The sequence below is a fragment of the Halobacillus dabanensis genome (assembly GCF_900114165.1).
Lineage (GTDB): Bacteria > Bacillota > Bacilli > Bacillales > Halobacillaceae > Halobacillus > Halobacillus dabanensis.
On the sequence record NZ_FOSB01000001.1, the window covers coordinates 233,377 to 258,928 of the forward strand.

Consider the following 25,552-nt stretch of genomic DNA (forward strand, 5'->3'; position numbering starts at 1 on the left):
ATGAAATTTGATGAAGCAAGAAGACTATTTACAATCATTGCTTCCAGAGCCTTCCACAGCGTTCAGTAAAATGGAATCCTATGCGAAAGCTCAAAAGGTACCCATTATGGAACCCTTGGGGATAGACTTTCTCATGCAACTCATAAGAATCCAAGAACCCCGTAACATTCTGGAAATTGGAACAGCGATTGGTTATTCTGCATTACGCATGCTGGAAGCTTTTCCAGAGTGTAGAATAACAACGGTGGAGCGGGATCAAAGTCGTTATGAGGATGCTTTAAAATATGTAAATCAATTCGGCGCAGAGAAAAGAATACATGCGATCCAAGGTGACGCCCTTGAGGTTGCAGGTGTCGTGGAAAAAGATGGACCTTTCGATCTGTTGTTCATTGATGCAGCCAAGGGAAAATATGAAGAGTTTTTCCATCTTTATGCTCCCATGTTAACGGAAAAAGGTATGATTGTATCCGATAACGTCTTATTTAAAGGGTTTGTAGCTGATGATTCTAATGCTAGTCCAAGAATGGCTAAAATCGCCCGTAAAATTCGCACATTCAATGAATGGCTTGTCCAGCACCCTGATTTTCATACAACTATTGTTCCGGTTGGAGATGGGGTTGCCATAACGAAAAAGAAATAATGCACTTATTAGGTTTATATAGATTAGATCTGAACGATGAAAGGAGCACCTAGAAGCATGAGTGACAAACCAGTAGTAATTGGAGTAGCAGGGGGATCAGGGTCCGGGAAAACGAGTGTTACAAGATCCATTATCCAGCGCTTCACGGATAAAACTTTATTAATGCTAGAACAAGACTATTATTATAAAGATCAAAGCGATCTCCCCTTTGAGGAGAGATTACAGACCAATTATGATCATCCTCTAGCTTTTGATAATGATCTTTTCATAGAACATCTGAAAGATTTACTTGAACAGAAACCTGTTGAGAAACCTGTATATGATTATAAAATGCATACTCGTTCAGATGAAACCATCCACGTCGAGCCGAAAGAAGTTATTATCGTGGAAGGGATTCTTGTATTAGAAGACGAACGTTTACGTGACTTGATGGACATTAAAGTATTTGTAGACACGGATGCTGATGTTAGGATCATTCGTCGGATGATGAGGGATATTAATGAAAGAGGTCGTTCGCTTGATTCTGTTATCGAACAATATATTAATGTAGTCCGTCCTATGCATCTACAATTTGTGGAACCAACGAAACGATATGCAGACATCATTATTCCTGAAGGTGGTCAAAACCACGTAGCGATTGATTTGATGGCTACGAAGATACAAACAGTCCTTCACGAAAAAGGACTATCCATGACGAAAGAAAATAGTTGAAATACTACCAAAAATCTGGCATAGTTTTCAATAGTAGTTCTAAATCAGTATGTCCTCGGGTAAAGTATAGTAAATCATCAACAATGAGCGTACAGGTGTACTGCTCATTTCCTATATAAGGGCATCTCATTTTTTCTTGTACAAAGGAGTGTAATCGGACCATGGCAGAAGAGAAAAGTTATTATATGACAGAAGAAGGTAAACAAAAATTAGAAGAAGAATTGCACCATCTGAAAACAGAAAGACGTAAAGAAGTGGTTGAACGTATAAAAATCGCTCGAGGCTTCGGGGACCTTTCTGAGAACTCTGAATATGATGCAGCTAAAGATGAACAGGCGTTTGTTGAAGCTCGCATTACTCAAGTAGAGAATATGATTCGAAACGCTGTCATTATTGAAAGTGACAATGAGAATCCAGACACCGTTACAATGGGTAAATCGGTTACTTTCCAAGAACTCCCTGATGGAGATGAAGAAACTTACACGATTGTGGGAAGTGCAGAAGCAGATCCTTTTGAAGGTAAAATTTCTAACGATTCTCCGATGGCTCAAAGCTTAATTGGACATGTTGTCGGTGACAAAGTAAAAGTGGCGACACCAGGCGGCGAAATTGATGTTAAAATTATTACAGTAGAATAATACTCAAAAGGCAGGGACACTCCCTGCCTTTTTTAGTTCATTAAACTATTGTTCAACAATCTGGCAGTATTACGGAAGACACGACTGGCATAAGCAGAACAATTTTTATTCCTTTGATGTTCTGCTTATGACGCGAGTGTCTGGGCGATGGAACTGGACGAACCTTTTTCCCGTAGCACTTAAACTCCCACTAAACTCTCGAAACTGAGTCTCCAAGAATAGGGAGCTTTTATGGGATTGGGAAATGAGATAGGTCTAAGAAAGCATTGGTAAGTGCATTAACATGATGTATAATATACGGCGAGTCAAAAGGAGGAAAAAATCATGTCAAACAAAAAATCCCCCCAATCTCGTTCAAGTCGATTTGAAAAGAAGAGACGAAGCACCAAGTGGTTGACTTGGCTTGTCGGGGCCGGCAGTGTTTTCATGGTGTTATTTATTTCTTTATGGGTTTTCGGTGATGATGAACAGACAGGGAAAGCACAAGAAGCAGAGGAAGTAGAGACCGAAACTCATCAAAATGAAGACGAAACACAGGATAACAAAGATAAAAAGAGTGATTCAGAAGCAGCTGATGGAAAAGATGCGGAAAAAGAACAAGAGGAACAGTCTGACAAGCATCAAGTTTCAATCGAAGACTTTGATGAATTGAAGCCGATAGAAGATGAAGAAGGGCTTAAAATACAAAAGAGTGACGATCCTAACGTTGAGAGGGTTATTACTAAAGATTGGCCTGTGATTCCTACAGAAATGGAAACAAATGCGGAACATAGTATAACCTATCAATCAGGCTCTCAAGATTATAAAGAATTACAACAGGCGATCAGAAGTGCTGTGGGCTTGTCTGAGGACAATATTATCTATTGGACTGTTGAGAACCGGGGTGGTCCTCAAAAAGCAATAAGCGTGGTTTCTGACAAAAATAAAACAGGATATTTGAGGGTCCATGTGAATTGGGTTGATGGACAAGGATATAAACCTGTGAAATTAGAAGTATTAAATGATTATAATGGCTAGGAGATGAATTAGAAATGGCAATAGGGATTATCGGAGCAATGGATGAAGAAGTAGAATTACTAAAATCTAATATGGATGCGACTACGGAGAGGGAAGTAGCGGGAAGTCTTTTTGTCGAAGGAATGCTGTATGGACAAAAAGTAGTTTTGCTAAAGTCAGGTATTGGGAAAGTTAATGCTGCTATGTCGACGACGATCCTTCATGAACAGTTCGATATTAATGCAGTCATCAATACTGGATCTGCCGGGGGCTTTGCTAAGGAACTTGAAGTGGGAGATGTGGTGATATCTTCTCTTGTCACCCATCATGATGTCGATGTTACAGCATTTAAGTATGCGTATGGTCAAGTACCTGGAATGCCTGCCATGTATGCAGCTGATCCTCAATTGATCGAAAAAGCAATGGACGCTGTTAAAAAGACAGATGCAAAGGCATCCAAAGGGATCATAGCAACAGGTGATTCCTTCATGCAAGAAGAAACAAAGGTGGATTTTGTAAGAGGAAAATTTCCGGAAATGATAGCAGCAGAAATGGAAGCAGCTGCTATAGCACAAGTTTGTTTTAAATATGGAACACCCTTTGTAGTAATCCGTGCATTATCAGATATTGCAGGTAAAGAATCATCCATTTCATTTGACCAGTTCTTACCGAAGGCAGCAGAAAATGCTGCTAACATGATTATCGAAATGGTCAGAAATTTTTAGTACCAAATATTCCCACCGACACAGTCCTTATGCTATGGTAATATAGCATAAGGCAGGGGGGGAGCTGTATGGAAACTTCCGATTGGCTAAAAGAAAAAATCAGAGATTATCGTAGATTTGTCTCCACTCTATTAATCATTAGCTGTTATCTTTATGCTGGAACATTGATCAGTATATTTGAATACGGAACAAAGGCATATTTATATTTATATCCGATTCTTGGTGTGTTTCTACTAACAGCCTTCATTATGACTTTGAAAATCAGAAAATGGAATCGATAAATAATAGAAGAATAAATGATCCAGCCACTCCATTCTAATGAGATTGTAGTGGCTTCTTTTTATCCTTTTTTACCTTGTTTACTTTGTTTATAGAATTCGTGGAAAATTTTCATCAATGCTCTCTTTTCAATTCTAGAAACGTAACTTCTCGAAATGCCTAATTCTTTTGCGATTTCTCGCTGGGTCTTTTCTTCCGTCTGGTTCAAACCATATCGGAAGATGATCACTTCTTTTTCTCTTTCATCCAATACCGTGATGAAATCTTTGATTTTCTCTAGTTCCATATGCAGTTGGATTTCCTCGACGATATCTGTTACGTCAGCTTGTAGAATGTCTAGGAGATTGAGCTCATTTCCTTCTTTATCATGCCCAATAGGGTCTTGTAAGGAAACATCTTTACTCATTTTTTTGGTCGATCTGAGGTGCATGAGGATCTCATTTTCTATGCAGCGGGCAGCATATGTCGCAAGCTTTGTTCCTTTCCCTGTTGAATAGCTCTCAATTCCTTTAATTAAACCAATCGTTCCTATCGAGATTAAATCCTCGAAGTCTTCTTTCGTATTCTCAAACTTCTTAACAATGTGGGCGACAAGGCGTAGATTGTGCTCGATCAATTTGTTGCGAGCATCATGGCTTCCTTCAGCCATCAACTGAAGTTGTTTGGCTTCCTCTTCAGAAGACAGAGGGTTGGGAAAAGCTTGGTTTTTGACGTAGGACATAAAGAAGAGGGACTCTTTGAAAAAGTAAAGGATGGAAGCGATCAGACTGCTCATAGGACGCACCTCCTCAAGGATTAGGCATTCGCCTACAACATACTTATGTCCTTAAGAAGTTGTCTGTGCTTGTCTTTATATAAAAATAATCTTTAATAATAAAAACATGCCTCCAAATGGATGGAGGCATGTTTTATCAGGAATCTCTAGCCTGGCGTTTTTGTTCTTCTTTTAAAACATCCGCATATTCATCTTTAACACTATTCTCCCAAAGAGGGACTCCGGCACGATAAGCTGCTCTTGAAATCATATGACCGGAAACAGGGGCTGTAAGCAGAACAAAAGCAATGCCTAGTAATAACTTGCCACTGACAATATCATGTTCCACATAGTGAAAAAGGAAAGCGCCAATCATAATTCCTGATACACCCAGGGTAGAACTTTTAGTAGCTGCGTGGAGGCGGGTGTAGACATCTGGAAAGCGCAGAATACCAATGGACCCAGAGATGAGGAAAAAGGCACCAATCAACAGCGACAGACAAATGGTGATGTCGAAAATTAAATTAATCCAAGTCCCGCTCAATGATAACACCCTTTTCTAAGAATTTCGCCAATGCAACGGTACCAATAAACAGAAGGATACCAATTAATAATACAACATCGTTGAATCTGGTAGTGACAAGCAGGATGGCGATCAATCCTGCCAAAGCCATTAAATTAATACCGATAATGTCCAATGCCACAGCCCGGTCAGGATTCGTAGGACCGAGAATCGCTCTGTATAGAAGAACTATAACGGATGCGGCAACGGTTATGACGGCAATGGTTGCTGAAATTTGAATCAATGTTTGTGTGAAGTCAAGGATGGCATCCATTTAACGGGTCACCTCCATGATTCGTTTTTCGAAAGTGTTCTTAATATCGTCCACAGATTCTTGGACATCGGGCATGTCCATAGCGTGAATGTATATTTTCGTATGGTCTTCGCTGACTACAACTGATAAAGTTCCAGGAGTCAGCGAGATTAAGTTCGCGAGTAAGGTGATCTCGAAATTTGTTTTCACATCTATAGGTAATGCGAATATACCTGGCTTCATATCCATTTTCGGTTTATAGACATGTTTAACAATATCAATGTTAGAGAGAATAAGCTCTCTAACGAATAAGAGTATTAGTAAAAAGAACTTCCATGTACGCTTCATATAAAATGAATCAGGGACGAATCGTTGTAATACAAACAGTAGAATAATTCCCAATATATAACCTACAAGAAACGATGTGAAGTTATACGTTTCACTCAGGAACATCCACATGATGGCAATAATAATGTTCAATACGATTTGTAATGGCATCAGCTTCTACTCCTTTAGCACAGAATCAATGTAGATTTCCGGATCCATAATATATTGGGAAATGGATTGGATTGTCGGGAAAAACCACTCGGCTCCGACACCTAGTAAAACAGAGAGTGTTAAAAGGGCGGCGGCGGGAAGAGCCATTTTTTTCCCTTTCTTCTCCCGTTCCGGAACGGGGATCTCGATTTTATCTCCCCAATAACCGCGAATAAAGATACGGATCATAGAGAAGAGGATAAGAAGACTGGACAGCAAAGCCACAAGGACGATCATGATTTCTTCCTCACCTAAACCACCGCGGATCAGTTGAAGTTTTCCAATAAAGCCACTGAAAGGCGGTATGCCTGCCAGTACTAAAGAAGCAAGGAAAAACAACCAACCTAGCACCGGATAATGGTGGATAAGACCACTCATTTTTCGGAGGTCCGAGGTCCCTGCGACATAAGCGGTAGCTCCTACAAGGAGAAAGAGTACACCTTTGATAATCATGTCATGGACGAGATAATAAATGGTCCCACTGATAGAAACCTCTGTAAAAATCCCAATTCCCATCAGCATGAAACCGACAGCAGGAATGATATTATAAGCTACTATCAATTTGATATTGTTAGTGGAAATTGCTCCGATTACTCCGAAGATCATCGTCAATGCTGCTAAATAGATAAATAAGCTATGCGTCAGTCCCACTTCATGATTGAAGATTAATGTGAAAGTACGAAGTATGGAGTATACTCCTACTTTCGTAAGCAATGCTCCGAACAAGGCGGATACCACTGGGTTCGGAGAAATATATGGACGCGGCAACCAATAATACAACGGGAAGACGGCTGCTTTCGTTGCAAAAACAAAAAAGAACAGTATTGCAATTGTCGTTAAGACACCTTGCTGTTCAACCTCTTGTACCCGTTGTGCAGCTTGGGCCATGTTAACAGTTCCCACAACAGAGTATAGAAATGCTATCGTCGTGACAAATAGCATGGAAGAGAATAAGTTGATCAGCACATACTTGATTGATTCGCGGAGCTGTGCTTTTCCATTCCCAAGTACAATTAGTCCATAAGAAGCCATTAAGAGGACTTCAAAAAATACGAATAAGTTGAACAAGTCACCTGTCAAAAAAGCTCCGCTTACGCCGGAAATCAGCATGAAAAAGAAAGTGTAGAAATAAAACGATTCTTCTTTTTCAGTTAAAGATTGGGGGGCGAAAAACACACAAGCAACAGCAATAATATTTGTGGTCAAGACTAATGTCATGGCAAGAAGGTCACCAACAAGGACAATACCGAATGGGGCCTCCCAGCTTCCCATCTCAAGCACGAGCGTTCCTTGATTTTTCACATGCAAGAAGACCCAGCCAACGATTAAGAAGTTTACGACAGCAAAAACTTTGGAAAGGTTTCTGGTGAGTGTCGTTTTTTTGTGAATAAATGCTACGATAATGCCTGCCACTAATGGCAGTAGAATAGGTAGTACGGTTAAATTACTCATAATCGGTTCCCCTTAGTTCCTCCATATTATCAGTTCCATTGATCTTGGCTGCCCGGTATGCTAACACGAGTAAAAGGCTTGTTACACCGAAACTGATGACGATTGATGTCAAAATTAAAGCTTGGGGGAGTGGATCGGTGTAATTTTCGACCCCTTCCGTCAATACTGGTGGGGCTCCTGTTTTCAGCTCACCCATTGTCAGTATGAACAGGTGGGCCCCATGAGAAATGAGGGCAGTTCCAATGATAATGCGTAACAATTGTTTTTGAAGGAGGTTATATACACCAGTTGTAAATAGAATGCCGCCCAATACGGCCATAATCAGTTCCATCTGTTACTCCTCCCCCTTATTCTTTCTATATCGGATCAACCCGAAGATCGCCATGGCTGCAATACCTAATACGACAACTTCAAATAATGTATCAAGACCACGGAAATCGACTAAGATGACGTTAACGATATTATCTCCACCACCCAGTTTGTACGAGTTATCGACGAAGTACTCTGATATGGAGTCGAAAAACTTACTGCTGTGGGAAGAGATTGCAACCATTGTCATCAATGCACCATAACCAATAGAGATAATCCAGTTCAATGTCCTTGTACTTAATGGTTCATCTTTTTTCTGCAGTTTAGGAAAATGGTAGAAAACAAGTAAAAATAGTGCAACCGTAACCGTTTCTACAATTAATTGGGTCAGTGCCAAGTCTGGTGCTCTATATAATACGAAGAGCATGGATAACCCATATCCTACAACTCCTAGAATAAGAATTGCAGCAATCCTGTTATTTGTTAATACTGTTCCAATTGCGGCAATCACCATAGTAATAGCTACAAGTATTTCTGGTATCGTGATTTCAGCTATGTTAGATGTATCAATAGTGAATCCACCTGTGATGGCCATGAAAGCAAATGAAATCACTACGATAGCCGCTAGAATCAAACGGACATAACGGCCGATAGAGCCATTCATATACCCTTTTGTGATGGTAGCCGAATAGCGTTCGACCCTGTCAACTGTTCCATCATAAAATTTATTCATACTTAAACGACCTGGCACGAATCGATAGACAGGTGTCCATACATTCCTGGATATTGCTAGAATACTACCGAATACAACGACTGCAAGTGACATAATAAATGGTGGAATGAATCCATGCCAGAAATAAATGTCTTTCTTTTCAAGTACTGCACCCTTTACGGACTCAGCTGCATGTGCAATGAATGGTTCATTGACGAGACTAGGAAACAGACCGATGATGATTACTCCAGCTACAAGAATAATTGGAGATACAAGCATACCAATTGGCGCTTCGTGTGGTTTTTTTGGAAGTTCCTCTAGATGGGATTTACCGCGGAACGTACCAAAAAAGAAATACATGGAGTATACGAATGTAAAGATACTTCCGAACACGGCTAGATAAGGGATAGCGGTTTGCATGAACCCAGTAAAGCCGGTACTTGCAGCTTCTAAATGCAAGGATGATTCGAAGAATATTTCTTTACTATAGAATCCGTTCAGGAAAGGTAAAGGCAATCCGGCCATCGAAAAGGAAGCCAATACAGCTAACGTAGCTGTCATAGGCATATATGTCATCAAACCGCCGAGTTTTCGTATATCTCTTGTGCCAGCTTCATGGTCTACAATACCAGCGACCATAAACAAACTTCCTTTGAATGTTGCGTGGTTAAGAATGTGGAATACGGCACCAAAAATAGCTGCTTTTGTCCCAAAACCAAGCATGGCCATGATCATTCCGAGTTGACTGATGGTCGAAAAGGCAAGAATCCCTTTCAAGTCTGTTTGTCTGACAGCCATATAAGAACCCCAACATAAAGTTACAATTCCTGCTGTCGACACGATAATGAAAAACCACTCATTTGCTGATAACATTGGAGAATAACGAGCAACTAAATATATTCCCGCTTTTACCATTGTTGCCGAGTGCAAGTAAGCACTGACTGGAGTTGGTGCTTCCATTGCATCAGGTAACCAGATATGAAATGGAAACTGAGCAGACTTTGTAAATGCACCTAATAATACGAGTGTAAGGATCAATGGGAAGTAATCACTGTTCAAAATCAACTGCTGCTGGTCTATCATACCTTGAATACTCGTTGTATTAGTAAGGACACTCATGAATATGAGCGCACCCAACAAACTCAATCCACCAAACACGGTGATTAACATTGATTTTAATGCCCCATAACGCGACTCTTTCTTGTAGTTCCAAAACCCAATTAATAAGAACGAGGATAAAGAGGTGAATTCCCAGAAACTATAGAGAGCGAAGACGTTGTCAGATAAAACAACACCGAGCATCGACCCCATGAAAATTAGGAAATACACATAAAAATGTCCCAGTTGCTCCGACTTATGTAGGTAGTAAATCGAATAAAAAGCAACCAGGGTACCGATCCCGCTAATTAAAAGTACAAATAGTAAACTTAAGCCATCTAAATGGAAAACCATATTTATACCTAGTGATGGAATCCATGAATACTCTTGTACGACGGGTTCAAATCCTGTCCCTAAAAAGCCAGCGAAATATATGAAAATAAGTGCTGGCACGATTGTCACAAAGAAACCAGGGTGTACTTTATCTTTCCATTTACTAAGGAATGGAATGAAAATAGCAATAATAAAAGGCAATAATACAGCCACCAACATGTGGGATGTTCCTCCTTTGACGTAACTTTCCACTACTTTTATAGATTTTTTTACTGGTTGTAATAATGTATCCACTCAATTGTAATCAAAAAAAGGCTGATTATTCAACTGTAGCATACTCCTTATAAGCAAAGATAGATTACATTTAGTCTACCCTTATAAATAAGAAGAAAGACAACAATTCAGCAAATAAAAAATGTCATAAAAAAACTCGCCCTGCAAAATTGGGGCGAGCATTTCTAGTGAATAATTGTAAGTATTTGTCATAATGTGTAAAATCAACCCACTTGAGAGATGTGTTTATCTACTAGATGCTGTATGGATCGTTTTTTGATTTCAAGTTTGATTTGTTCTATGAATTCTTCTGAAAGATTGAGTTCGATCGCTTTGTGGTAAGATTGTAAAAGTAGGGAATCAGATAATTGCTTCATACCGCTGTCACACATGTGACAGTCACCTCCCGCTTAATTTAAATCGAAAGAACGATGCTGAATTAATGTATTCTAACCTTATCATGACCCTTAATTCGCCACAATATGGAAGTTATCTACATAAAAATGTAGATAACTTTTACAAATCTGGCGATTGAATGAGTAATAACAAAGAAGTAACTGTGTGGAAATTGTGTATAAACTTATCCACAACCTGACTTTGTCGGTAATTGTCGAACGATTTTTGTTCTTAGGAAGAGACTTTTTGAAACATGTCTCAATTTTGTATATGATGGTGAAGGAGATTTTGCCGTTGTATGAGGAGATGAATGGAATAGATGCTAAAAAATTTTTTACCAGATGAACATGTAGAGAGCGTTTTTCATATTGACCCAAAAGAATTGAAAGAAAAAGGGATTAAAGGAGTAATCACGGACCTTGATAATACTCTTGTCGCATGGGATGTTCCTGATGCGACTGAAGATATTAGAGAATGGTTTAAAGAGATGAAAGATTACGGCATTCAAGTAACCATTGCTTCAAATAATAATGAAGCAAGAGTGAAGCTTTTCTCTGAACCTTTAGGTGCGACATTCATTTTTAGTGCAAGGAAACCGCTGGCGAACGCCTTTAAGAAAGCACAAAAACAAATGAACCTTAGAAAAGAAGAAGTGGTGGTTGTCGGTGATCAATTACTTACAGACGTCCTAGGAGGTAACGCAGCTGGTTTTCATACCATTTTAGTCGTTCCAATCGTACAGACGGATGGTTTTATAACAAGGTTCAACAGAAAAATTGAGAGAAGGATACTAAATTGGATGAGAAGAAAAGGGAAGATCACATGGCAGAGGAGAGATCAATGATGGCAGAAATACAATGCCAGGGATGCGGAGCTACCATTCAAACTACTGACCCAGAACAGCCTGGCTATGCGCCTGCTTCTGCACTGGAAAGAGAAGATATCATCTGTAAGAGATGTTTTAGACTGAAACACTATAATGAAGTGCAAGATGTTCCATATCAAGATGACGATTTTTTAGAGATGTTGAATCAGATCAGTCATACAAAGGGACTTGTCGTTCAAATCGTTGATATATTTGATTTTAATGGTAGTTTTATTTCAGGTATGAAGCGTTTAACAGGAAATAATCCTGTTATTCTTGTAGGAAATAAAATGGATGTCCTTCCGAAGTCAGTCAACCCTGGAAAAGTGAAACTTTGGCTGAAACGGTCTGCTAAGGAGCATGGATTGGAGGTAGAAGATGTTTATTTGATTTCCGCAGAAAAAAATCAAGGAATTGAAGAATTATCCCGAGCAATCGATCGCTACCGTAACGGTAAGGACGTTTATGTAGTGGGGACTACAAATGTAGGAAAATCAACGTTCATCAATACTCTAATTTCTAATACTTCCGGTGTGAAAGATGCAATCACTACCTCCTATTTCCCAGGGACAACTTTAGGGTTCATCGATATTCCACTTGATGAACAGAGTTCGTTGTTTGATACGCCTGGAGTCATACATCGTCATCAAATGGCTCATTATGTTTCTGATAAAGATTTGAAAATAATTACGCCAAGAAAAGAAGTGAAGCCAAAAGTATACCAACTTAATGAACAGCAGACTCTCTATTTTGGAGGATTAGCTCGTCTTGACTTTGAAGCAGGTGACCGCACTTCATTTGTATGTTACTTTTCCAATGAACTGAATATTCACCGGACGAAGCTCGAAAAGGCAGATGAACTCTATGACCAACACTTGGGTGAGTTGCTTTTCCCACCTGATAAAGAAACGATATCACAGCTTCCTCCATTGAAACGTCAAGAGCTTAAGATTAGGGAAAATAAAACGGACATTGTTTTTTCAGGCCTTGGTTGGGTGACGGTACCTGAAGGCGGCATTTCAGTTACGGTGCATGTGCCTGAAGGTGTAAAAGTGTCCTTAAGGGATTCATTAATATAGGAGGGGATCATTTGTACAAACTAGGGTTAATTGGTCATCCAATTGGTCACTCTCTTTCCCCCTGGATTCATAACCAATTGATGGACCAACAGGGGATTGAGGGAAAATACGAACTGTTAGATATACACCCCGACGAGTTTGATGAAAAAATGAAAGCTTTAAAACAAAAGGATTTACATGGATTCAATGTAACTGTTCCTTATAAGGAAAAAGTCATTCCATACTTGGATGTACTTGATAAGAGTGCTGAGCAATTAGGAGCGGTGAACACAGTAAAGAAGACCGAATCAGGATGGGTCGGTTATAATACGGATGGTCAGGGTTTTGTTCACTCCTTAAGAGCTCGATTCCCAGATTTGTTTGAAAAGGGGAAAAAGGCACTGCTTTTAGGGAGTGGGGGAGCTGCAAGAGGTATTTATGAGGCATTGTCACGTACGGAGTTGGATACCGTTGATGTGGCTAACCGCACAATGATACGGGCAGAAGAGCTCATTAACCAAATCCCTGTAAATTCTCAGGCTGCAGCAATCACACTTGAACAGGCGATGCACTCTGTAGGAGAATATGATTTAGTCGTACAGACGACCACGGTGGGGATGAGCCCTGATATAAACAATACGATTCTTTCCCTCGAACACTTGACAAAAGGCACGGTTGTGAGTGATATTGTTTATCGGCCTATGAAGACAAAGTTCTTGGAAGAAGCCGAAAAAAGAGGCGCCCGTTTACATTACGGACATGAAATGTTATTGCAACAAGCAGTATATGCATTTCAAATTTGGACAGATACAGTACCCGAAGCCTTACCTTTGCTTGAAAAGTTCGAACAAAAATTGAAAGGGGTATAGAATGTTAACAAGCAAACAAAAGAAATACTTGCGTGCGGCCTCACACAATATTCAACCGATTTTTCAGGTTGGTAAAGCTGGCGTAAATGAAAATATGACAACACAAATCAATGAAGCACTAGAAAAAAGGGAATTAATAAAAGTAAGCATCCTGCAAAATTGCTTTGAAGATAATCATACTGTTGCGAACGAAATCGTCGAAGCTACGGATGCTCATATTGTACAAGTGATTGGCAACACGATCATCCTCTATAAAGAATCAGAAGAGAATAAGGAAATAGATTTACCATAAAGGGGTAACGTTATGAAGAAAATCGGCATACTTGGTGGTACGTTCGATCCTCCTCATCTAGGTCATTTGATTATGGCTGAATTTTCCCTAGAAGAAATGAATCTGGATGAGATTTGGTTTATGCCCTCCTATATACCCCCTCATAAACAAGAGTCGTCAACAGATCCCGATACCCGGCTTATGATGGTCAAGGAGGCAATCAACCAGCATCCTGATTTTAAGATGTGCGATGTTGAATTAGTTAGAAAAGGTACTTCGTACACAGTTGATACGATGGCGTTTCTAAAAGGGGAATATCCGGATGTCCACTTTTATTTCATTATAGGAGGGGATATGGTCGAACATTTACCCAAATGGCACAGAATTGAAGACCTGGTAGAAATGGTAGATTTTATAGGTGTTCAACGTCCTGGATTTGGGTGGAATAAAGCGATACCTGTCCAGTTTGTAGATATTCCTTCGATCGAAGTATCTTCGACAATGATTCGAAAACGGATCTATAAAGGGAAGAGCGTACGTTACTTGGTTCCGGAAAATGTAAATTCTTTCATAAAGGAGCGTCACTTGTATGAATATGACTCGTGAACAAGCGCTGGACTATGTTCGTCCTGCATTGAAGACTCCGAGGTATGAGCATACAGTGAGAGTGGTTGATCAAGCTGTTGTACTAGCTGAGCGGTTCGGCGCCGATACAGAAAAAGCAGAATTGTCTGCCGCTTTTCATGATTATGCCAAATGTATGCCATTAAACCTTTTGAAACGTTGGATCGAAAAGGATCGCCGCTTACCGAAGGATTTATTGGATTATCATCATGAATTGTGGCATGGTCCAGTAGGCGCATTAATGCTTGAGCAGGAAATCGGGCTGGAAGATGCGGATATCCTGTCTGCGATTAGCAGTCACACAACAGGAAAGAAACATATGTCGATTTTGGATAAAGTCGTCTTTTTAGCGGATTATATAGAACCTTGTCGGGACTTTCTCGGAGTGGAAGAAGTTCGTGCACTAGCAGAAACCGACTTGGATCATGCCTGTACTTTAGCTTTGAAAAATACCATTGTTTTTCTTGTAGGTAAGGGAAGAACCGTTTATCCGGACACGTTTCATGCATATAATGATTTAATATGATCTTTTGATTTTAGAGAGATAAGGATGAAATAGGGAGGAAACTCATGGAAAGCAAAGAACTTTTAACTCTAGCAGCACAAGCGTGTGATGAAAAGCGAGCAAACGACATTGTCGTTCTCGATATGTCGGAGGTTTCTTTAATTGCTGATTATTTTTTAATCTGTGAAGGATCCAACGAACGCCAGGTGCAAGCAATCGCTAGGGAATTGAAGAATCAAGCAGAAGAACATGGAATTGAAGTGAAGAGAATGGAAGGATTCGAACAGGCGCGATGGGTGCTTGTTGATCTGAATGACATTGTCTGCCACATTTTCCATAAAGATGAGCGTCATTATTATAACTTGGAGAGACTTTGGGGCGATGCAGATACAGTTACCGTTGAAGGGTTAGATAACTAATATGAGCTATGGTCAAATGGCTCAGGTATATGACCTTTTGATGGAGGATGCCCCTTATGGTAAATGGGTGGAATTCACCAAGAAAATGGTTCATAGGTTTAAGCCTGATGCACACACAATGCTTGATGTTGGTTGCGGAACAGGGGAAATCACCCATCGTCTGCAACAGGAAGGTTTTCAAATGACAGGCATTGATTTATCATCTGACATGTTAACAGTTGCCCAACAGAAAGACCCTCGGTCGAATATCAAGTGGATGCACCAAGATATGACCGCATTGGAGGGATTGAAGGGATATGACTGTGTCATTAGTTACTGCGATGTGTTCAATTATCTAATGGAAGATCATCAAGTACAGCGAGCTTTTGACAATATTTATCATTCGTTAGATACTGGTGGGCTATTTATGTTTGATGTGCATTCTTTAGATCATATTCAAGAAGATTTAAGTGGTGCTACTTTCGCTGAAGTAAGGGATGATTTGTCTTACATTTGGTTCTGTGACCAAGGCGAAAAACTAAATAGTGTTGTTCATGATTTGACTTTTTTCGTACAAAACGGGAAAAATTTTCAAAGGTTTGATGAAGTTCATGAACAGCGGGGTTACGAAAGAAAAGTCTTAGAATGTTGGCTGAACCAAACAGGCTTTGAACTTCTTGGACTATATTCTGATTTTAGTGAAAAGCCTTCTTCAGATGGAGAACGTTGGTTGTTCATCTGTAGAAAATGAGTAGAAAGAGTCCGGATTATACGGACTCTTTTTTTATGGCAATAAAATCCAAACATTAGAATAAGGGAGTTTTTTGTATAGAGAAAGGAATTTAGTAACTTTTGTCGAATATAAACCTACAAGTCAATATGCTTCTTATCTTCTTTGTGCTTCGCTTGAGTAGCTTCAAACATTCTATGGAATAACAAACCGATATGGTCTTCCAAAGCTTGTAATCCCTCTCCAGTCACTCCACCTTTTACTGTTACTTTTTCCATCAATTCCTCTAATGTCATTATTTTTTTTGCAAGTAGTTCTCCTAACCCGACCATCATATTTTCTGTTAGTGCTGTTGCTTTTTGCTGAGGAAGCCCTGCAACGTCCCCTGCTGCCGCAATCCACTGGCTAAGTAGATAGCTAATAAAAGCTGGTCCGCAGGATACGATATCGGACGCTACCCGGATATGTTCTTCTTCCACTTCTATGGGAGTAGAAATATGTTGGAAAGTGGTCTTCAATAGTTGCCGGTTTTTTTCATTAATTCTAGAACCAAAAGTAAATAAACTCACCCCTGCCCAGGCATGATTAGTTATTGATGGAACTATCCTCACAACTTGGCAAGGGGTGGCTTCCTCTAATTGATCAACCGCTACTGGACTTGTTATGGAAACCAAGCATTGATTCTCCGACCAAGAACCATCAAGAGTATCAATAATTTCTTTATAGTGGTGAGGTTTAACGCAAATAAAAAGGATGTCACTCTCAGACTGTATAGAGGACAGATTTTCAGCTATGTTAATATTAGGAAATGATTCTTGTAAAACTTCTGCTTTGCTTCTTGTGCGATTGAAAATCGTCAATTTTTCTTCAGCAACAGCCCCACTCTCAATGAGAGAAGTCGTTAGCATACTCCCCATATTTCCAGTCCCGATGATTCCCCACTTCATTGGAATCCCTCCCTTAATGCTTACCTATACATCCTTATTCCTTGTAGGGTTAAGATATACTTTGGTTTTATGAAAAAAATGAATTCTAACTGCTAACTCTCAGGCAGTAAGATCCAATCATTTAGGGCTGGTTTTCTAAAATGGAATAGGAAAGAAGGAACTTATATGCGAAAATTGAAAAAGTACGCTTGGATTGGTTTCATTGTTCTTATTTCAATCATTATCTTTATGCAAAAAACTCCGGAAAATCTTACAGAGCCAATCGTCGAGGAAGGGTCAGTCGTTGAAGCGAAACAAGGTGATAAGGTTCAAGACGATACAATGGCTGAAGTAGTGAAAGTCGATATAAAGGGAGAAGTACAAAAGCCGGGAGTTTACACATTATCCTCAGATAAGAGGGTAGACGATGCGATAAAAGAAGCAGGTGGTATGAAAGATTCTGCAGACAATTCAAGTGTCAATCTAGCTCAGAAACTTCAAGACGAAATGGTCATTCATGTAACAGCCATTCAAGAAGGCGGGCAGGTAGAGATAGCATCCACCTCGGAGGCGATTATTAGCATCAATACTGCCACCCTCAGTGATATTGAATCATTGAAAGGGATAGGTCCGTCAAAAGCAGCGGCTATTATTGCTTATAGAGAGGAGAACGGACCTTTTTCATCCATAGAAGAATTAGTAGAAGTACCTGGAATAGGTGAGAAAACCTTAGAAAATATAAAAGAAACTATTCGTATTCCATAAGATTGACGGAAGTGGATAGTCAGAGTAAACTGAATGAAAAAACAGGGGGAACATCATGGAGCGCATTACATGGAATCAATATTTTATATCACAAAGTTACTTACTTAAATCACGAAGCACTTGCCAAAGATTAGCTGTAGGTGCTGTGGTTGTCCGAGATAAACGAATGATTGCCGGAGGATATAATGGGAGTGTTTCCGGTGGTGTTCATTGTATAGATGAAGGGTGTTATGTAGTGGATGGCCATTGTGTTCGTACCATCCATGCAGAAATGAATGCACTTCTTCAATGCTCCAAGTTTGGAGTGGCTGCAGAGGGTGCGGAGATTTATGTGACCCATTTCCCCTGCCTGCATTGTACAAAAGCCATTATCCAAGCAGGAATAAAGGCTGTTTATTATAGTGAAGATTATAAGAACAATCCCTATGCCATTGAATTATTACAGCAATCAGGTGTAAGGATGCAAAAAGTTCCAATAGAAGTGGAGCCAATGAATGTAGATCAGCATCAATTGGTAACAAAGCTATTGGAAAAGCTTGAGAGTTATAATGATCCGGAAGTTGAACAGTTGAAAGAAGAAGTAGATCTTTCCTTTGCTTACAATGATAGAGGGCAGTGATGAAAGGTTTTTGGCATGCTCCCGCCCTGGCATTTGTCCTTGGCGGGGTGCTATCAAACCAGAGCGGTTTTACATTCTTTATCATCCTTATTTTTCTTTCTTATTGGATCTATTCTTATCGCCTCAATAGAAAATCCCTCCTTTTCATCGCCTCTTTTTTAATAGCGGGATATTTTTATTTACCCCCACTTGATAACGGTTGGGATTCATTCACTCAAAAATCCCCATGGATAGCTACCATTATTTCAAACGTAAAGGAAACGCCTCATGCATACTCGATGACATTACAACATGATAGTGGAGAGAAATTCATTGTTCGCTTTTTTAAAGAAGATAATGATTTTTATCCCTCGGATTGGCGGCATGGGGCAATTTGTACATTAGAGGGTTCAGTAGAATCTTTTGCTGAGGCGAGGAATCATGGACAATTTGATTATCAATCCTATATGGCAAAGGAAGGCATTTATAAACAAGTGATCATTGAAGAAGAGGACAACCTTCATTGTGAAGGCGGTTCATGGTTAAGTTTGTTATATGATGCTCGAAATTTCATGAAAGATAAAGTTGAAAAAAATACTACACCAGAAGCTTTTGCATGGATGAAAGCATTGGTGTTCGGAGAGACGGATCATTTAGATGAGACGACTATTCAGTGGTTTAGGGAGTATAATCTGTCTCATATTCTTGCGATATCCGGATTGCATGTCGGCTTGACTATTGGAGGAATTTATTTTCTGCTCTATCGTACAGGTTTTGCTACAAAAACACAGGTCCAAGTATTCTTGTTGTTATTATTACCCTTTTACACTTTTTTGGCGGGTGCAGCTCCATCGGTAATTCGAGCAGGCCTTATGGCCGTAATCCTGATCCTAACGACTTCCTTGAAGTGGAAGTTCCCACTTACGGATATCCTTTCTATTGCCGCAATAGTTTTACTTCTGACATCTCCTTCTTACTTCCACCACATTGGTTTTCAATTCTCTTTTCTAGTCACATTTAGCCTTGTACTATCTATGCCGATTCTGAAGCGATATAAAAATGCTTGGATACAATCTTTGGTGATTGGTCTAATTAGTCAACTGTCTATACTTAGTCTTCAGGTTCATTATTTCTTTGAATTTCAACCTCTTTCTTTATGGGTGAATTTTATTATGGTCCCTTATTTTTCGTTTATTGTTATTCCATTTTTAATGTTCACTTTATTGCTTGTTTTCCTTATTCCTTCTCTAGCACAAGTTTTGTCCTCTATTTTTATTACTTTTCACGAGCGTTTCTTATCATTCGTCCACTCGTTAACTTTATATATGGATTTTTCGTGGGTTATTGGAAAGCTCCCGCCACTATTTATCATTCTTTATACAATTTTTTTGGTCGTTATGATGAGGTATTGGAGTGAGGGTAAAGATCAAAAGGCGTTTGTCTCCTCAATGATAGCAGTGGGAGTAATCATGGTACACTGCGCCATTCCTTTTATTTCTGACAAAGGTACAGTAACAATGTTAGATGTAGGTCAGGGAGATTCCTTTGTCATTGAGTTGCCGAATCGTAGAGGAGTAATTTTAATCGATGCAGCAGGACCTCCGATTTTTTCTTCAAACAGCAAGAAGACAGCGGAGGATATAATTATTCCTTTTTTGAAATCTCAGGGGATTGGAGCTTTAGATGCCTTATTTATTTCCCATAAGGATTCTGATCATAGTGGAAGTGTGCGGTATTTATTGGAAGAATTCAACATATCTCATGTTATTGTGAGCCCTTATTACAATGAATTTTATAAGGAAGTGGAAGTGAAAAGAGTTATGGGGGGGCAAAAGGTGGTGATAGAAGGGCAGGAGTTCAATGTTCTTCATCCTGCTGAACAAGATTATGGGGAACCGAATGACAATTCTCTCGTCTTAGAAAGTAATATTGGAGGTAAAAAATGGCTATTTACTGGGGATATTTCTACAAATGTTGAAAACCAAATAATCGAATCTTATCCTTCATTAAAAGTAGATATATTAAAAGTAGGTCACCATGGGAGCAATACATCAACTTCAAATGATTTTTTAAATAGTACACAACCTGAGGTAGGGCTAATTTCTGCAGGGGTCGATAATCGTTACGGTCACCCTCATGATGAAGTAGTGCAACGATTCAAAGAGAGGGGGACTCCTTTATTGCAAACAAAAAGGCATGGAGAGGTACAGTACATTTTTTCTGGTCAAAGTGGAACGTTTTCGACGTTTTTACCGTATAATGCGAGCAGAGAATAAAAAAAGACTGCCGATGACAGCAGCCTTCCGGTTTGGTATTCACTTATTGTCCGATAAAAGAAAACACTACGCCGATAAAGAAAATGACGAAGAAGAAAACAAATGAAAATACAAACCCTAATCCAGAGTCGATCACATCATTAGTTTTGGATTGAATATCGTTTTTGAACTCGTTCATTGTTACCCCTCCTATATCAATTACTAAGTATAGTCCATTCTCATTCAAAAATCTACAACCACCAGGCATGAAATCGAATTTCATCGAAGATTCATACCATTCCCACAGCTAGCAAGACTTGTCACCGATAATTCTGACGGAAGCGGTCAAACTAAACGCAAGAGAGGAACAACATCGTCCTCTTCAAAAGCGTCCGGGGCTTTTGGAATGGCGTTTATATAGATGGTTCATACGGCGTTATCAGTACACTATTTTGACAGATATTCCAATCAGACATAAAATAGTGACACTGAGTCCCCGAATCGGGGGCGCCGTATTCTTTTGTATGAAGGAAGGACAACCACTTTATGGTCAATGTAAAACAATCACAGGTATACTTATTATATGGTGAAGAATCCTATCTAATTCAGGAACATAAAAATAAAATTATCCAAAAAACGTTAAAAAAAGAAGATCGGGAGTTCAACGTGTCGCAATATGACTTGGAGGAAATCCCTATTGAGGATGTTGTTACAGATGCAGAAACATTTCCGTTTCTTGGTGATGGGAAAGTAGTCATAGCCCAACATCCAGTCTTTTTGAAAGCAAAGCCAGATAAATTACCGATAGAACATGATGTTGATGCATTATTGGATTATTTGCAAAATCCTGCAGAGTACACGGTTCTTGTATTAATTGCACCATACGAAAAGCTTGATGAAAGAAAAAAAGTGTTTAAGCAATTGAAGAAATATGGAGAAGTAATAAACTGTCAGCCTGTCAAGGAGTGGGATATTGATAAATGGGTTCAGACCCTTGCCAATGACTTACATATCACAGTTCCTCAAGAGATTCACGAATTGTTCACTCAGGAAATTGGAGCCAATTTGATGGCTTTAAGAAAAGAAATGGAAAAACTTGCGTTATATGTTGGGGAAGGTGGAGTGGTCACAAAGGAAATTGCTGAACAATTATTGTCCCACAGTGCAGAAGCCTCAGGGTTGAAGCTTGTAGATGCAGTAATGGAAAAAGACTTAGGGCGTGCGATAACGATTTATAAAGACTTGGAAAAACTTAACGAAGAGCCGATCGCTTTGACGGCACTCCTTGCTTCACAATTCAGGATCATTAGTCAGGCAAAAGTGTTGAAACAAAAGGGGTATGGGCAGAATCAAATGAAAGGTTATATTAAAGCCCATCCTTACGTGATCAAAATGGCGCTCAAGCGAGAACGTTATTTCACTAATCAAGAACTTGATCAAATAATGGACCAATTAGCTGAAACGGATTATTCTCTAAAGCAAGGTAGAATGGAAAAATCACTTGCTTTTGAAATGCTTTTGTATCGATTGATTCATATCAAACAAAATTCCACCGTCACATCTTAATATTTCAATATAGGAGCCTTTTCATGATAGCTCCCTGTCCTTTATGCCAGGCAGTTTCGAGATACAATAAGGTAATGGGGGAAGGGAAGCTGCGAGACTCCTCCTGCGGGAAAGAATAGACTGGCGAGACCCCGCCGAGCTTTAGCACGAGGAGGCTTGCTTCTTCCCCGCGGAAAGCGAGTAGCTTTCAAGACCCCATTCGCACTTCACCAGATATTTCGAAACTGAGTCTTACAGAATAGGGAATTTTTGTGGTAGATACATTAAAGAAGCCCTCCGGCGTCCGGAGGGCTTCTTTAATGTAAAAACGACCCGTTCAGAGAAGGATCGTTTGTTGGTCATAAATTACGAATGAATTATAATGCGTTAACTAATTTAGTTAGGCGGGATTTTTTGCGGTTCCCTGTATTTTTAGGAAGAGCACCACGTTGAACAGCTTTGTCAATCTTTTTAACAGCTGTAGGTAGAGCTTCTTTCGCGCTCTCTACATTTTTGCTATCAACAAGCGTTTCTACACGTTTAACCGCTGTACGCATGTCAGATTTGAAAGCTGCATTCAAAGAACGAGCGTCATCATTCAAACGTACACGTTTTTTCGCTGATTTAATGTTAGGCATAGTTTCACCTCCTAGGTAAAAACAAAAGACTCATTCATATCGAACAAGAGACATTTTACCAGAGCAGTGCACGCTTTTCAATACTTATATCCATCCAGTTTATATGTTTTGCATAGTTTTGTACTGCTTGGGAGAAGATTGTTTTAAGGAGGTTGAAGCGAATGGAGGAAAATATTAACTATACATTAAGAACGGACTTAGCTCTTGAAGCACAGGAAATGAACGTGAAGGATGATCCTAAATCGTCGGATTCCGACGGTGTTGAGGTTCATGAAAACGAAAAGAATGATATAAAAATAACTTATGTGACAGTTGATGAAGCAGGGTCTGAGCGAATCGGAAAAAAAGCTGGGCATTATGTAACGCTTGAATCACTTGCAATCCGTAAGCAGGATAGAGATTTGCAAGTGAATCTGTCCAAAACATTGTCTGGTCAACTGAGGAAGCTTATGAATGAATGTGGGATAAAAGAAATGGATCGTGGTCTTATCGTCGGTCTTGGTAACCAAAATGTCACTCCTGATGCTTTAGGACCTCTGGTTACAGAAGAAGTTTATGTGACGAGCCACTTATTTGAACTTCATCCAGAAACGGTGTCAGAAGGTTATCGTCCGATTTCTGCATTCACCCCTGGAGTTATGGGGGTAACAGGTATTGAAACGAGTGATATGGTGCATGGGATCATTGAAAAGACAAAACCTGACTTCGTATTAGTAATAGATGCACTTGCTTCTCGTTCCATTAACCGTATTAACGCTACCATCCAGTTATCTGATACAGGGATCCACCCTGGTTCAGGAGTCGGTAATAAACGGAAAGAAATTAGTAGAGAGACTTATGGCATTCCAGTTATTTCGATAGGTGTTCCGACAGTGGTCGATGCTGTCACGATCACTAGTGATGCGATTGATTATGTTTTAAAACATTTTGGTCGAGAGTGGCGGGAAAAAGACCGCCCTTCTAATGCTCTATCACCAGCTATGAATCCTTTTGAAAGAAAAACTTTATCAGAAGAAGACCACCCTGATGATGAGCAAAGTAAAGCAGTGATGGGAATGTTTGGTCAGTTAGAAGAGGCAGAAAAGAAACAACTGATTAAGGAAGTCCTTACTCCCCTTGGGCATAACTTAATGGTTACGCCAAAAGAGGTAGACAGCTTTATTAAAGATATGGCCCATGTAATAGCTACCGGTATCAATGGAGCACTTCATCCGGGCGTAGAAGATGGCGAAGCGCAAACATATTTCAAATAATAAAATCAATAGAGGTCGGTTCTATTAAAATCCTCTCTTTCATACCATTTACTAGATAGAGTATGAGGGGAGGATTTTTATGTCTCGTTATCCGATGTTGAAAAAGCAAAAGTCCGGCTTTATGAAACAAGGGACACGGTGGACAATCATCGCTGTCACCGTATTGCTTTTATTATTTATTGGTATTGGAATCCTCACAGGAGCGAAAACAACCTATCGTGTGTATTCCAGCACGATTCAGGAATGGACTACTAAGCTTGAAGGGAGTGCTTTTCTTTATTTGTTTGAAATGGAAAATCGTTCATTTAAGGATGCGCATCCAGAAGGCAACCGCATACCTGGTTTAGGGGCGTTATCTTTTCAGCTTCTCACAAGCTTAACACCCAATGATCCAAGAAGTCTTTTAGGGAGAGAAATTCCGGGATTATCCTCTTATAACAGTCAAATTATTATTGCCGGGGAAGGGACCGATTACTCTACACTCCCCGTAGAATCAGAACCTCCGATGGTAGTGGATGACAGAGGGGAAGTAGGGGAAGTTGAAGAAGAGAAAGAAGATAAAGGTCAAACAGGGGAAAAACCTTTAGGAGAAGAAGATGTTTATATTTTTCATACCCACAATACAGAGTCTTTTTACCCCCACTTGCCGGATAAATCTACTAGTTACGATGGAAAAGTGAATATTACTCTTGTTGGTGAACGATTAAGTGAAAGTTTAGAGGAAAGAGGAATAGGTTCTATCGTGGATAAAACGGATATTGCATCCATTCTGCAAGAAAAAGGGATGAAGCATTATCAATCCTATGATGCGATGAGACCCATAGTAGAAGAAGCTATAAGTCAAAATGACAACCTTAAATATTTCTTTGATTTGCATAGGGATGCACTGTCCAGAGAGCATACGACCAAAACGATAAACGGCAAGGATTATGCCCGCTTTGCATTCGTTATAGGTGCGGAACATCCGCAATACGAACAAAATTTGAAGTTTGCGTCTGAATTGCATCAACGACTCGAAGAGGAATACCCGGGGATCAGTAGAGGGGTTATTACTAAAAAGGGGTCCGGTGTAGATGGTGTTTATAATCAGGACTTGCATCCGAATGCAATCGTTATCGAGTTCGGCGGTGTCTATAACCATCTTGATGAACTATACCGTTCCGCGGATATCATGGCAGAAGTTTTCAGCGACTATTACTTCCAGGATGAAAAAGTTACAACGGAGGAATAGAAGGGAGAGGCTTTGAGTGAAGTGGATGGCAGCTGTTCTGGTAGTTATTATAGTGTTCGTAGCAGGAGCATTGTATGGGATTGAAAAAAACAATGAAAAGTTGAATGATCAACCAATGATAGTGACTCCAGAACAGGACCAACCACCTCGCCCTGAACCTGAAGAAAAGATAAAGCATGGAGGAACAAAAATAGAGGCTTACTGTCCTCCACCTGGACGGGAAGAAAGGGTGCCGTGGATTTCCCAACTAGCTGGTGGTGTAGGGGAAGGAGTAGCTACAAGCTTCAATGGTTTGATTGTAGTTTTTTCAGAAATTATCCAGTCAGGGTCATGATCTTACAGGGGTTCGTATG

The 25,552-nt window shown here is 39.8% G+C and carries 32 protein-coding genes; 21 read left to right on the plus strand and 11 right to left on the minus strand.

Going from position 1 to position 25,552, the window contains the following annotated elements; all coding sequences use genetic code 11:
• The first annotated feature begins 10 nt into the window (after positions 1-10).
• The 6 genes from BMZ58_RS01120 to BMZ58_RS01145 all read left to right on the plus strand — a co-directional run bounded on the left by BMZ58_RS01120 (position 11) and on the right by BMZ58_RS01145 (position 3,991).
• Complete coding sequence (locus tag BMZ58_RS01120; RefSeq protein ID WP_075034719.1) at positions 11-640, plus strand: O-methyltransferase; 630 nt, start codon at positions 11-13, stop codon at positions 638-640.
• A 57-nt stretch (positions 641-697) separates the two neighbouring features.
• Complete coding sequence (udk, locus tag BMZ58_RS01125) at positions 698-1,351, plus strand: uridine kinase (RefSeq protein ID WP_075034720.1); 654 nt, start codon at positions 698-700, stop codon at positions 1,349-1,351.
• Positions 1,352-1,512: 161 nt separating this feature from the next.
• Positions 1,513-1,989, plus strand: a complete 477-nt coding sequence (greA, locus tag BMZ58_RS01130) for a transcription elongation factor GreA (protein ID WP_075034721.1) — start codon at positions 1,513-1,515, stop codon at positions 1,987-1,989.
• A gap of 324 nt (positions 1,990-2,313) precedes the next feature.
• Positions 2,314-3,006, plus strand: coding sequence for a YrrS family protein (locus BMZ58_RS01135; protein ID WP_075034722.1), 693 nt, complete (start codon positions 2,314-2,316; stop codon positions 3,004-3,006).
• Between the two features lie 14 nt (positions 3,007-3,020).
• Positions 3,021-3,710, plus strand: coding sequence for a 5'-methylthioadenosine/S-adenosylhomocysteine nucleosidase (gene mtnN / locus BMZ58_RS01140; RefSeq protein ID WP_075034723.1), 690 nt, complete (start codon positions 3,021-3,023; stop codon positions 3,708-3,710).
• Positions 3,711-3,778: 68 nt separating this feature from the next.
• Entirely contained in the window at positions 3,779-3,991 is a 213-nt protein-coding gene (locus tag BMZ58_RS01145) for a YrhC family protein (RefSeq protein WP_075034724.1), read from the plus strand.
• Between the two features lie 59 nt (positions 3,992-4,050).
• Here BMZ58_RS01145 and sigK read toward each other — a convergent pair whose 3' ends face one another.
• The 8 genes from sigK to sda all read right to left on the minus strand — a co-directional run bounded on the left by sigK (position 4,051) and on the right by sda (position 10,664).
• Positions 4,051-4,764, minus strand: coding sequence for an RNA polymerase sporulation sigma factor SigK (gene sigK, locus BMZ58_RS01150; RefSeq protein ID WP_075034725.1), 714 nt, complete (start codon positions 4,762-4,764; stop codon positions 4,051-4,053).
• Positions 4,765-4,900: 136 nt separating this feature from the next.
• Positions 4,901-5,287 (minus strand): monovalent cation/H(+) antiporter subunit G, encoded by a 387-nt coding sequence (gene mnhG, locus BMZ58_RS01155; protein ID WP_075034726.1) that lies wholly within the window; start codon positions 5,285-5,287, stop codon positions 4,901-4,903.
• Positions 5,268-5,579: a Na(+)/H(+) antiporter subunit F1 gene (locus BMZ58_RS01160; RefSeq protein ID WP_075034727.1), complete on the minus strand. Its 312-nt coding sequence runs from the start codon at positions 5,577-5,579 to the stop codon at positions 5,268-5,270. Before BMZ58_RS01160 ends, mnhG begins: the two co-directional genes overlap by 20 nt.
• Positions 5,580-6,056, minus strand: coding sequence for a Na+/H+ antiporter subunit E (locus tag BMZ58_RS01165; RefSeq protein ID WP_075034728.1), 477 nt, complete (start codon positions 6,054-6,056; stop codon positions 5,580-5,582). It lies immediately after the preceding gene.
• Positions 6,057-6,062: 6 nt separating this feature from the next.
• A complete protein-coding gene (locus tag BMZ58_RS01170; RefSeq protein WP_075034729.1) occupies positions 6,063-7,547 on the minus strand; it encodes a Na+/H+ antiporter subunit D in 1,485 nt (494 codons plus the stop codon).
• A complete protein-coding gene (locus BMZ58_RS01175; RefSeq protein WP_075034730.1) occupies positions 7,540-7,878 on the minus strand; it encodes a Na(+)/H(+) antiporter subunit C in 339 nt (112 codons plus the stop codon). The genes BMZ58_RS01170 and BMZ58_RS01175 overlap by 8 nt, the downstream gene beginning before the upstream one ends.
• Positions 7,879-7,881: 3 nt before the next feature.
• Entirely contained in the window at positions 7,882-10,218 is a 2,337-nt protein-coding gene (locus BMZ58_RS01180) for a Na+/H+ antiporter subunit A (protein WP_075034731.1), read from the minus strand.
• A gap of 278 nt (positions 10,219-10,496) precedes the next feature.
• Positions 10,497-10,664 carry a sporulation histidine kinase inhibitor Sda gene (sda, locus tag BMZ58_RS01185; protein WP_425268628.1) on the minus strand — a complete coding sequence of 56 codons (168 nt, stop codon included), beginning with the start codon at positions 10,662-10,664 and terminating at the stop codon, positions 10,497-10,499.
• A 323-nt stretch (positions 10,665-10,987) separates the two neighbouring features.
• On the opposite strand from sda, the gene BMZ58_RS01195 reads away from it, so the two are divergent.
• From BMZ58_RS01195 to BMZ58_RS01230, 8 genes are read left to right on the plus strand one after another with little or no spacing between them, the layout of a single operon-like run.
• A complete protein-coding gene (locus tag BMZ58_RS01195; RefSeq protein ID WP_075034733.1) occupies positions 10,988-11,512 on the plus strand; it encodes a YqeG family HAD IIIA-type phosphatase in 525 nt (174 codons plus the stop codon).
• Positions 11,512-12,612 (plus strand): ribosome biogenesis GTPase YqeH, encoded by a 1,101-nt coding sequence (gene yqeH, locus BMZ58_RS01200; RefSeq protein WP_208601383.1) that lies wholly within the window; start codon positions 11,512-11,514, stop codon positions 12,610-12,612. Before BMZ58_RS01195 ends, yqeH begins: the two co-directional genes overlap by 1 nt.
• 11 nt (positions 12,613-12,623) lie before the next feature.
• Positions 12,624-13,460: a shikimate dehydrogenase gene (gene aroE, locus BMZ58_RS01205; protein WP_075034735.1), complete on the plus strand. Its 837-nt coding sequence runs from the start codon at positions 12,624-12,626 to the stop codon at positions 13,458-13,460.
• Between the two features lies 1 nt (position 13,461).
• Complete coding sequence (gene yhbY / locus BMZ58_RS01210; RefSeq protein ID WP_075034736.1) at positions 13,462-13,752, plus strand: ribosome assembly RNA-binding protein YhbY; 291 nt, start codon at positions 13,462-13,464, stop codon at positions 13,750-13,752.
• 12 nt (positions 13,753-13,764) lie between these two features.
• On the plus strand, positions 13,765-14,337 hold the full coding sequence (locus tag BMZ58_RS01215) for a nicotinate-nucleotide adenylyltransferase (protein WP_075034737.1): 573 nt from the start codon (positions 13,765-13,767) through the stop codon (positions 14,335-14,337).
• Positions 14,321-14,881, plus strand: coding sequence for a bis(5'-nucleosyl)-tetraphosphatase (symmetrical) YqeK (gene yqeK / locus BMZ58_RS01220; RefSeq protein ID WP_208601384.1), 561 nt, complete (start codon positions 14,321-14,323; stop codon positions 14,879-14,881). Before BMZ58_RS01215 ends, yqeK begins: the two co-directional genes overlap by 17 nt.
• Positions 14,882-14,925: 44 nt before the next feature.
• A complete protein-coding gene (rsfS, locus tag BMZ58_RS01225) occupies positions 14,926-15,279 on the plus strand; it encodes a ribosome silencing factor (RefSeq protein WP_075034738.1) in 354 nt (117 codons plus the stop codon).
• 16 nt (positions 15,280-15,295) lie between these two features.
• Complete coding sequence (locus BMZ58_RS01230; RefSeq protein ID WP_083412494.1) at positions 15,296-16,009, plus strand: class I SAM-dependent DNA methyltransferase; 714 nt, start codon at positions 15,296-15,298, stop codon at positions 16,007-16,009.
• 116 nt (positions 16,010-16,125) lie between these two features.
• Here BMZ58_RS01230 and comER read toward each other — a convergent pair whose 3' ends face one another.
• Positions 16,126-16,935 carry a late competence protein ComER gene (gene comER, locus BMZ58_RS01235; RefSeq protein WP_075034740.1) on the minus strand — a complete coding sequence of 270 codons (810 nt, stop codon included), beginning with the start codon at positions 16,933-16,935 and terminating at the stop codon, positions 16,126-16,128.
• Between the two features lie 165 nt (positions 16,936-17,100).
• Between comER and BMZ58_RS01240 the strand changes: the two genes are divergently transcribed.
• Genes BMZ58_RS01240 through BMZ58_RS01250 form a run of 3 tightly spaced genes read left to right on the plus strand, consistent with a single transcriptional unit; the run spans position 17,101 to position 20,553 of the window.
• A complete protein-coding gene (locus tag BMZ58_RS01240) occupies positions 17,101-17,679 on the plus strand; it encodes a ComEA family DNA-binding protein (RefSeq protein ID WP_075034741.1) in 579 nt (192 codons plus the stop codon).
• Positions 17,680-17,734: 55 nt separating this feature from the next.
• Complete coding sequence (locus BMZ58_RS01245; RefSeq protein WP_075034742.1) at positions 17,735-18,298, plus strand: ComE operon protein 2; 564 nt, start codon at positions 17,735-17,737, stop codon at positions 18,296-18,298.
• Positions 18,298-20,553, plus strand: coding sequence for a DNA internalization-related competence protein ComEC/Rec2 (locus tag BMZ58_RS01250; protein WP_075034743.1), 2,256 nt, complete (start codon positions 18,298-18,300; stop codon positions 20,551-20,553). The genes BMZ58_RS01245 and BMZ58_RS01250 overlap by 1 nt, the downstream gene beginning before the upstream one ends.
• 43 nt (positions 20,554-20,596) lie before the next feature.
• Here BMZ58_RS01250 and BMZ58_RS01255 read toward each other — a convergent pair whose 3' ends face one another.
• Positions 20,597-20,731: a YqzM family protein gene (locus tag BMZ58_RS01255; RefSeq protein ID WP_075034744.1), complete on the minus strand. Its 135-nt coding sequence runs from the start codon at positions 20,729-20,731 to the stop codon at positions 20,597-20,599.
• 347 nt (positions 20,732-21,078) lie between these two features.
• On the opposite strand from BMZ58_RS01255, the gene holA reads away from it, so the two are divergent.
• The gene (holA, locus tag BMZ58_RS01260) at positions 21,079-22,098 is read left to right on the plus strand and encodes a DNA polymerase III subunit delta (protein ID WP_075034745.1); all 1,020 of its coding nucleotides are present in this window, start codon (positions 21,079-21,081) and stop codon (positions 22,096-22,098) included.
• Positions 22,099-22,454: 356 nt separating this feature from the next.
• Here holA and rpsT read toward each other — a convergent pair whose 3' ends face one another.
• Complete coding sequence (gene rpsT / locus BMZ58_RS01265) at positions 22,455-22,715, minus strand: 30S ribosomal protein S20 (RefSeq protein WP_075034746.1); 261 nt, start codon at positions 22,713-22,715, stop codon at positions 22,455-22,457.
• A gap of 161 nt (positions 22,716-22,876) precedes the next feature.
• Here rpsT and gpr point away from each other — a divergent pair, with 161 nt between their 5' ends.
• The 3 genes from gpr to BMZ58_RS01280 all read left to right on the plus strand — a co-directional run bounded on the left by gpr (position 22,877) and on the right by BMZ58_RS01280 (position 25,533).
• Positions 22,877-23,968 (plus strand): GPR endopeptidase, encoded by a 1,092-nt coding sequence (gene gpr, locus BMZ58_RS01270; protein WP_075034747.1) that lies wholly within the window; start codon positions 22,877-22,879, stop codon positions 23,966-23,968.
• Between the two features lie 79 nt (positions 23,969-24,047).
• On the plus strand, positions 24,048-25,199 hold the full coding sequence (spoIIP, locus tag BMZ58_RS01275; RefSeq protein ID WP_083412466.1) for a stage II sporulation protein P: 1,152 nt from the start codon (positions 24,048-24,050) through the stop codon (positions 25,197-25,199).
• A gap of 16 nt (positions 25,200-25,215) precedes the next feature.
• A complete protein-coding gene (locus BMZ58_RS01280; protein ID WP_075034748.1) occupies positions 25,216-25,533 on the plus strand; it encodes a hypothetical protein in 318 nt (105 codons plus the stop codon).
• The last annotated feature ends 19 nt before the right edge of the window (positions 25,534-25,552 follow it).

What these genes read in the sequence shown, in the direction of transcription:
- BMZ58_RS01195 (WP_075034733.1), top strand. Translation starts at nt 10,988, where the DNA reads ATGCTAAAAAATTTTTTACCAGATGAACATGTAGAGAGCGTTTTTCAT.
- BMZ58_RS01255 (WP_075034744.1), bottom strand. Translation starts at nt 20,731, where the DNA reads ATGAACGAGTTCAAAAACGATATTCAATCCAAAACTAATGATGTGATC.
- comER (WP_075034740.1), bottom strand. Translation starts at nt 16,935, where the DNA reads ATGAAGTGGGGAATCATCGGGACTGGAAATATGGGGAGTATGCTAACG.
- BMZ58_RS01120 (WP_075034719.1), top strand. Translation starts at nt 11, where the DNA reads ATGAAGCAAGAAGACTATTTACAATCATTGCTTCCAGAGCCTTCCACA.
- udk (WP_075034720.1), top strand. Translation starts at nt 698, where the DNA reads ATGAGTGACAAACCAGTAGTAATTGGAGTAGCAGGGGGATCAGGGTCC.
- gpr (WP_075034747.1), top strand. Translation starts at nt 22,877, where the DNA reads ATGGAGGAAAATATTAACTATACATTAAGAACGGACTTAGCTCTTGAA.
- BMZ58_RS01240 (WP_075034741.1), top strand. Translation starts at nt 17,101, where the DNA reads ATGCGAAAATTGAAAAAGTACGCTTGGATTGGTTTCATTGTTCTTATT.
- yqeK (WP_208601384.1), top strand. Translation starts at nt 14,321, where the DNA reads ATGAATATGACTCGTGAACAAGCGCTGGACTATGTTCGTCCTGCATTG.
- sda (WP_425268628.1), bottom strand. Translation starts at nt 10,664, where the DNA reads ATGTGTGACAGCGGTATGAAGCAATTATCTGATTCCCTACTTTTACAA.
- BMZ58_RS01230 (WP_083412494.1), top strand. Translation starts at nt 15,296, where the DNA reads ATGGCTCAGGTATATGACCTTTTGATGGAGGATGCCCCTTATGGTAAA.
- greA (WP_075034721.1), top strand. Translation starts at nt 1,513, where the DNA reads ATGGCAGAAGAGAAAAGTTATTATATGACAGAAGAAGGTAAACAAAAA.
- yhbY (WP_075034736.1), top strand. Translation starts at nt 13,462, where the DNA reads ATGTTAACAAGCAAACAAAAGAAATACTTGCGTGCGGCCTCACACAAT.
- BMZ58_RS01165 (WP_075034728.1), bottom strand. Translation starts at nt 6,056, where the DNA reads ATGCCATTACAAATCGTATTGAACATTATTATTGCCATCATGTGGATG.
- rpsT (WP_075034746.1), bottom strand. Translation starts at nt 22,715, where the DNA reads ATGCCTAACATTAAATCAGCGAAAAAACGTGTACGTTTGAATGATGAC.
- spoIIP (WP_083412466.1), top strand. Translation starts at nt 24,048, where the DNA reads ATGTCTCGTTATCCGATGTTGAAAAAGCAAAAGTCCGGCTTTATGAAA.
- BMZ58_RS01145 (WP_075034724.1), top strand. Translation starts at nt 3,779, where the DNA reads ATGGAAACTTCCGATTGGCTAAAAGAAAAAATCAGAGATTATCGTAGA.
- BMZ58_RS01180 (WP_075034731.1), bottom strand. Translation starts at nt 10,218, where the DNA reads ATGTTGGTGGCTGTATTATTGCCTTTTATTATTGCTATTTTCATTCCA.
- holA (WP_075034745.1), top strand. Translation starts at nt 21,079, where the DNA reads ATGGTCAATGTAAAACAATCACAGGTATACTTATTATATGGTGAAGAA.
- sigK (WP_075034725.1), bottom strand. Translation starts at nt 4,764, where the DNA reads ATGAGCAGTCTGATCGCTTCCATCCTTTACTTTTTCAAAGAGTCCCTC.
- BMZ58_RS01175 (WP_075034730.1), bottom strand. Translation starts at nt 7,878, where the DNA reads ATGGAACTGATTATGGCCGTATTGGGCGGCATTCTATTTACAACTGGT.
- BMZ58_RS01245 (WP_075034742.1), top strand. Translation starts at nt 17,735, where the DNA reads ATGGAGCGCATTACATGGAATCAATATTTTATATCACAAAGTTACTTA.
- BMZ58_RS01215 (WP_075034737.1), top strand. Translation starts at nt 13,765, where the DNA reads ATGAAGAAAATCGGCATACTTGGTGGTACGTTCGATCCTCCTCATCTA.
- BMZ58_RS01170 (WP_075034729.1), bottom strand. Translation starts at nt 7,547, where the DNA reads ATGAGTAATTTAACCGTACTACCTATTCTACTGCCATTAGTGGCAGGC.
- BMZ58_RS01160 (WP_075034727.1), bottom strand. Translation starts at nt 5,579, where the DNA reads ATGGATGCCATCCTTGACTTCACACAAACATTGATTCAAATTTCAGCA.
- rsfS (WP_075034738.1), top strand. Translation starts at nt 14,926, where the DNA reads ATGGAAAGCAAAGAACTTTTAACTCTAGCAGCACAAGCGTGTGATGAA.
- mtnN (WP_075034723.1), top strand. Translation starts at nt 3,021, where the DNA reads ATGGCAATAGGGATTATCGGAGCAATGGATGAAGAAGTAGAATTACTA.
- BMZ58_RS01135 (WP_075034722.1), top strand. Translation starts at nt 2,314, where the DNA reads ATGTCAAACAAAAAATCCCCCCAATCTCGTTCAAGTCGATTTGAAAAG.
- yqeH (WP_208601383.1), top strand. Translation starts at nt 11,512, where the DNA reads ATGGCAGAAATACAATGCCAGGGATGCGGAGCTACCATTCAAACTACT.
- BMZ58_RS01250 (WP_075034743.1), top strand. Translation starts at nt 18,298, where the DNA reads ATGAAAGGTTTTTGGCATGCTCCCGCCCTGGCATTTGTCCTTGGCGGG.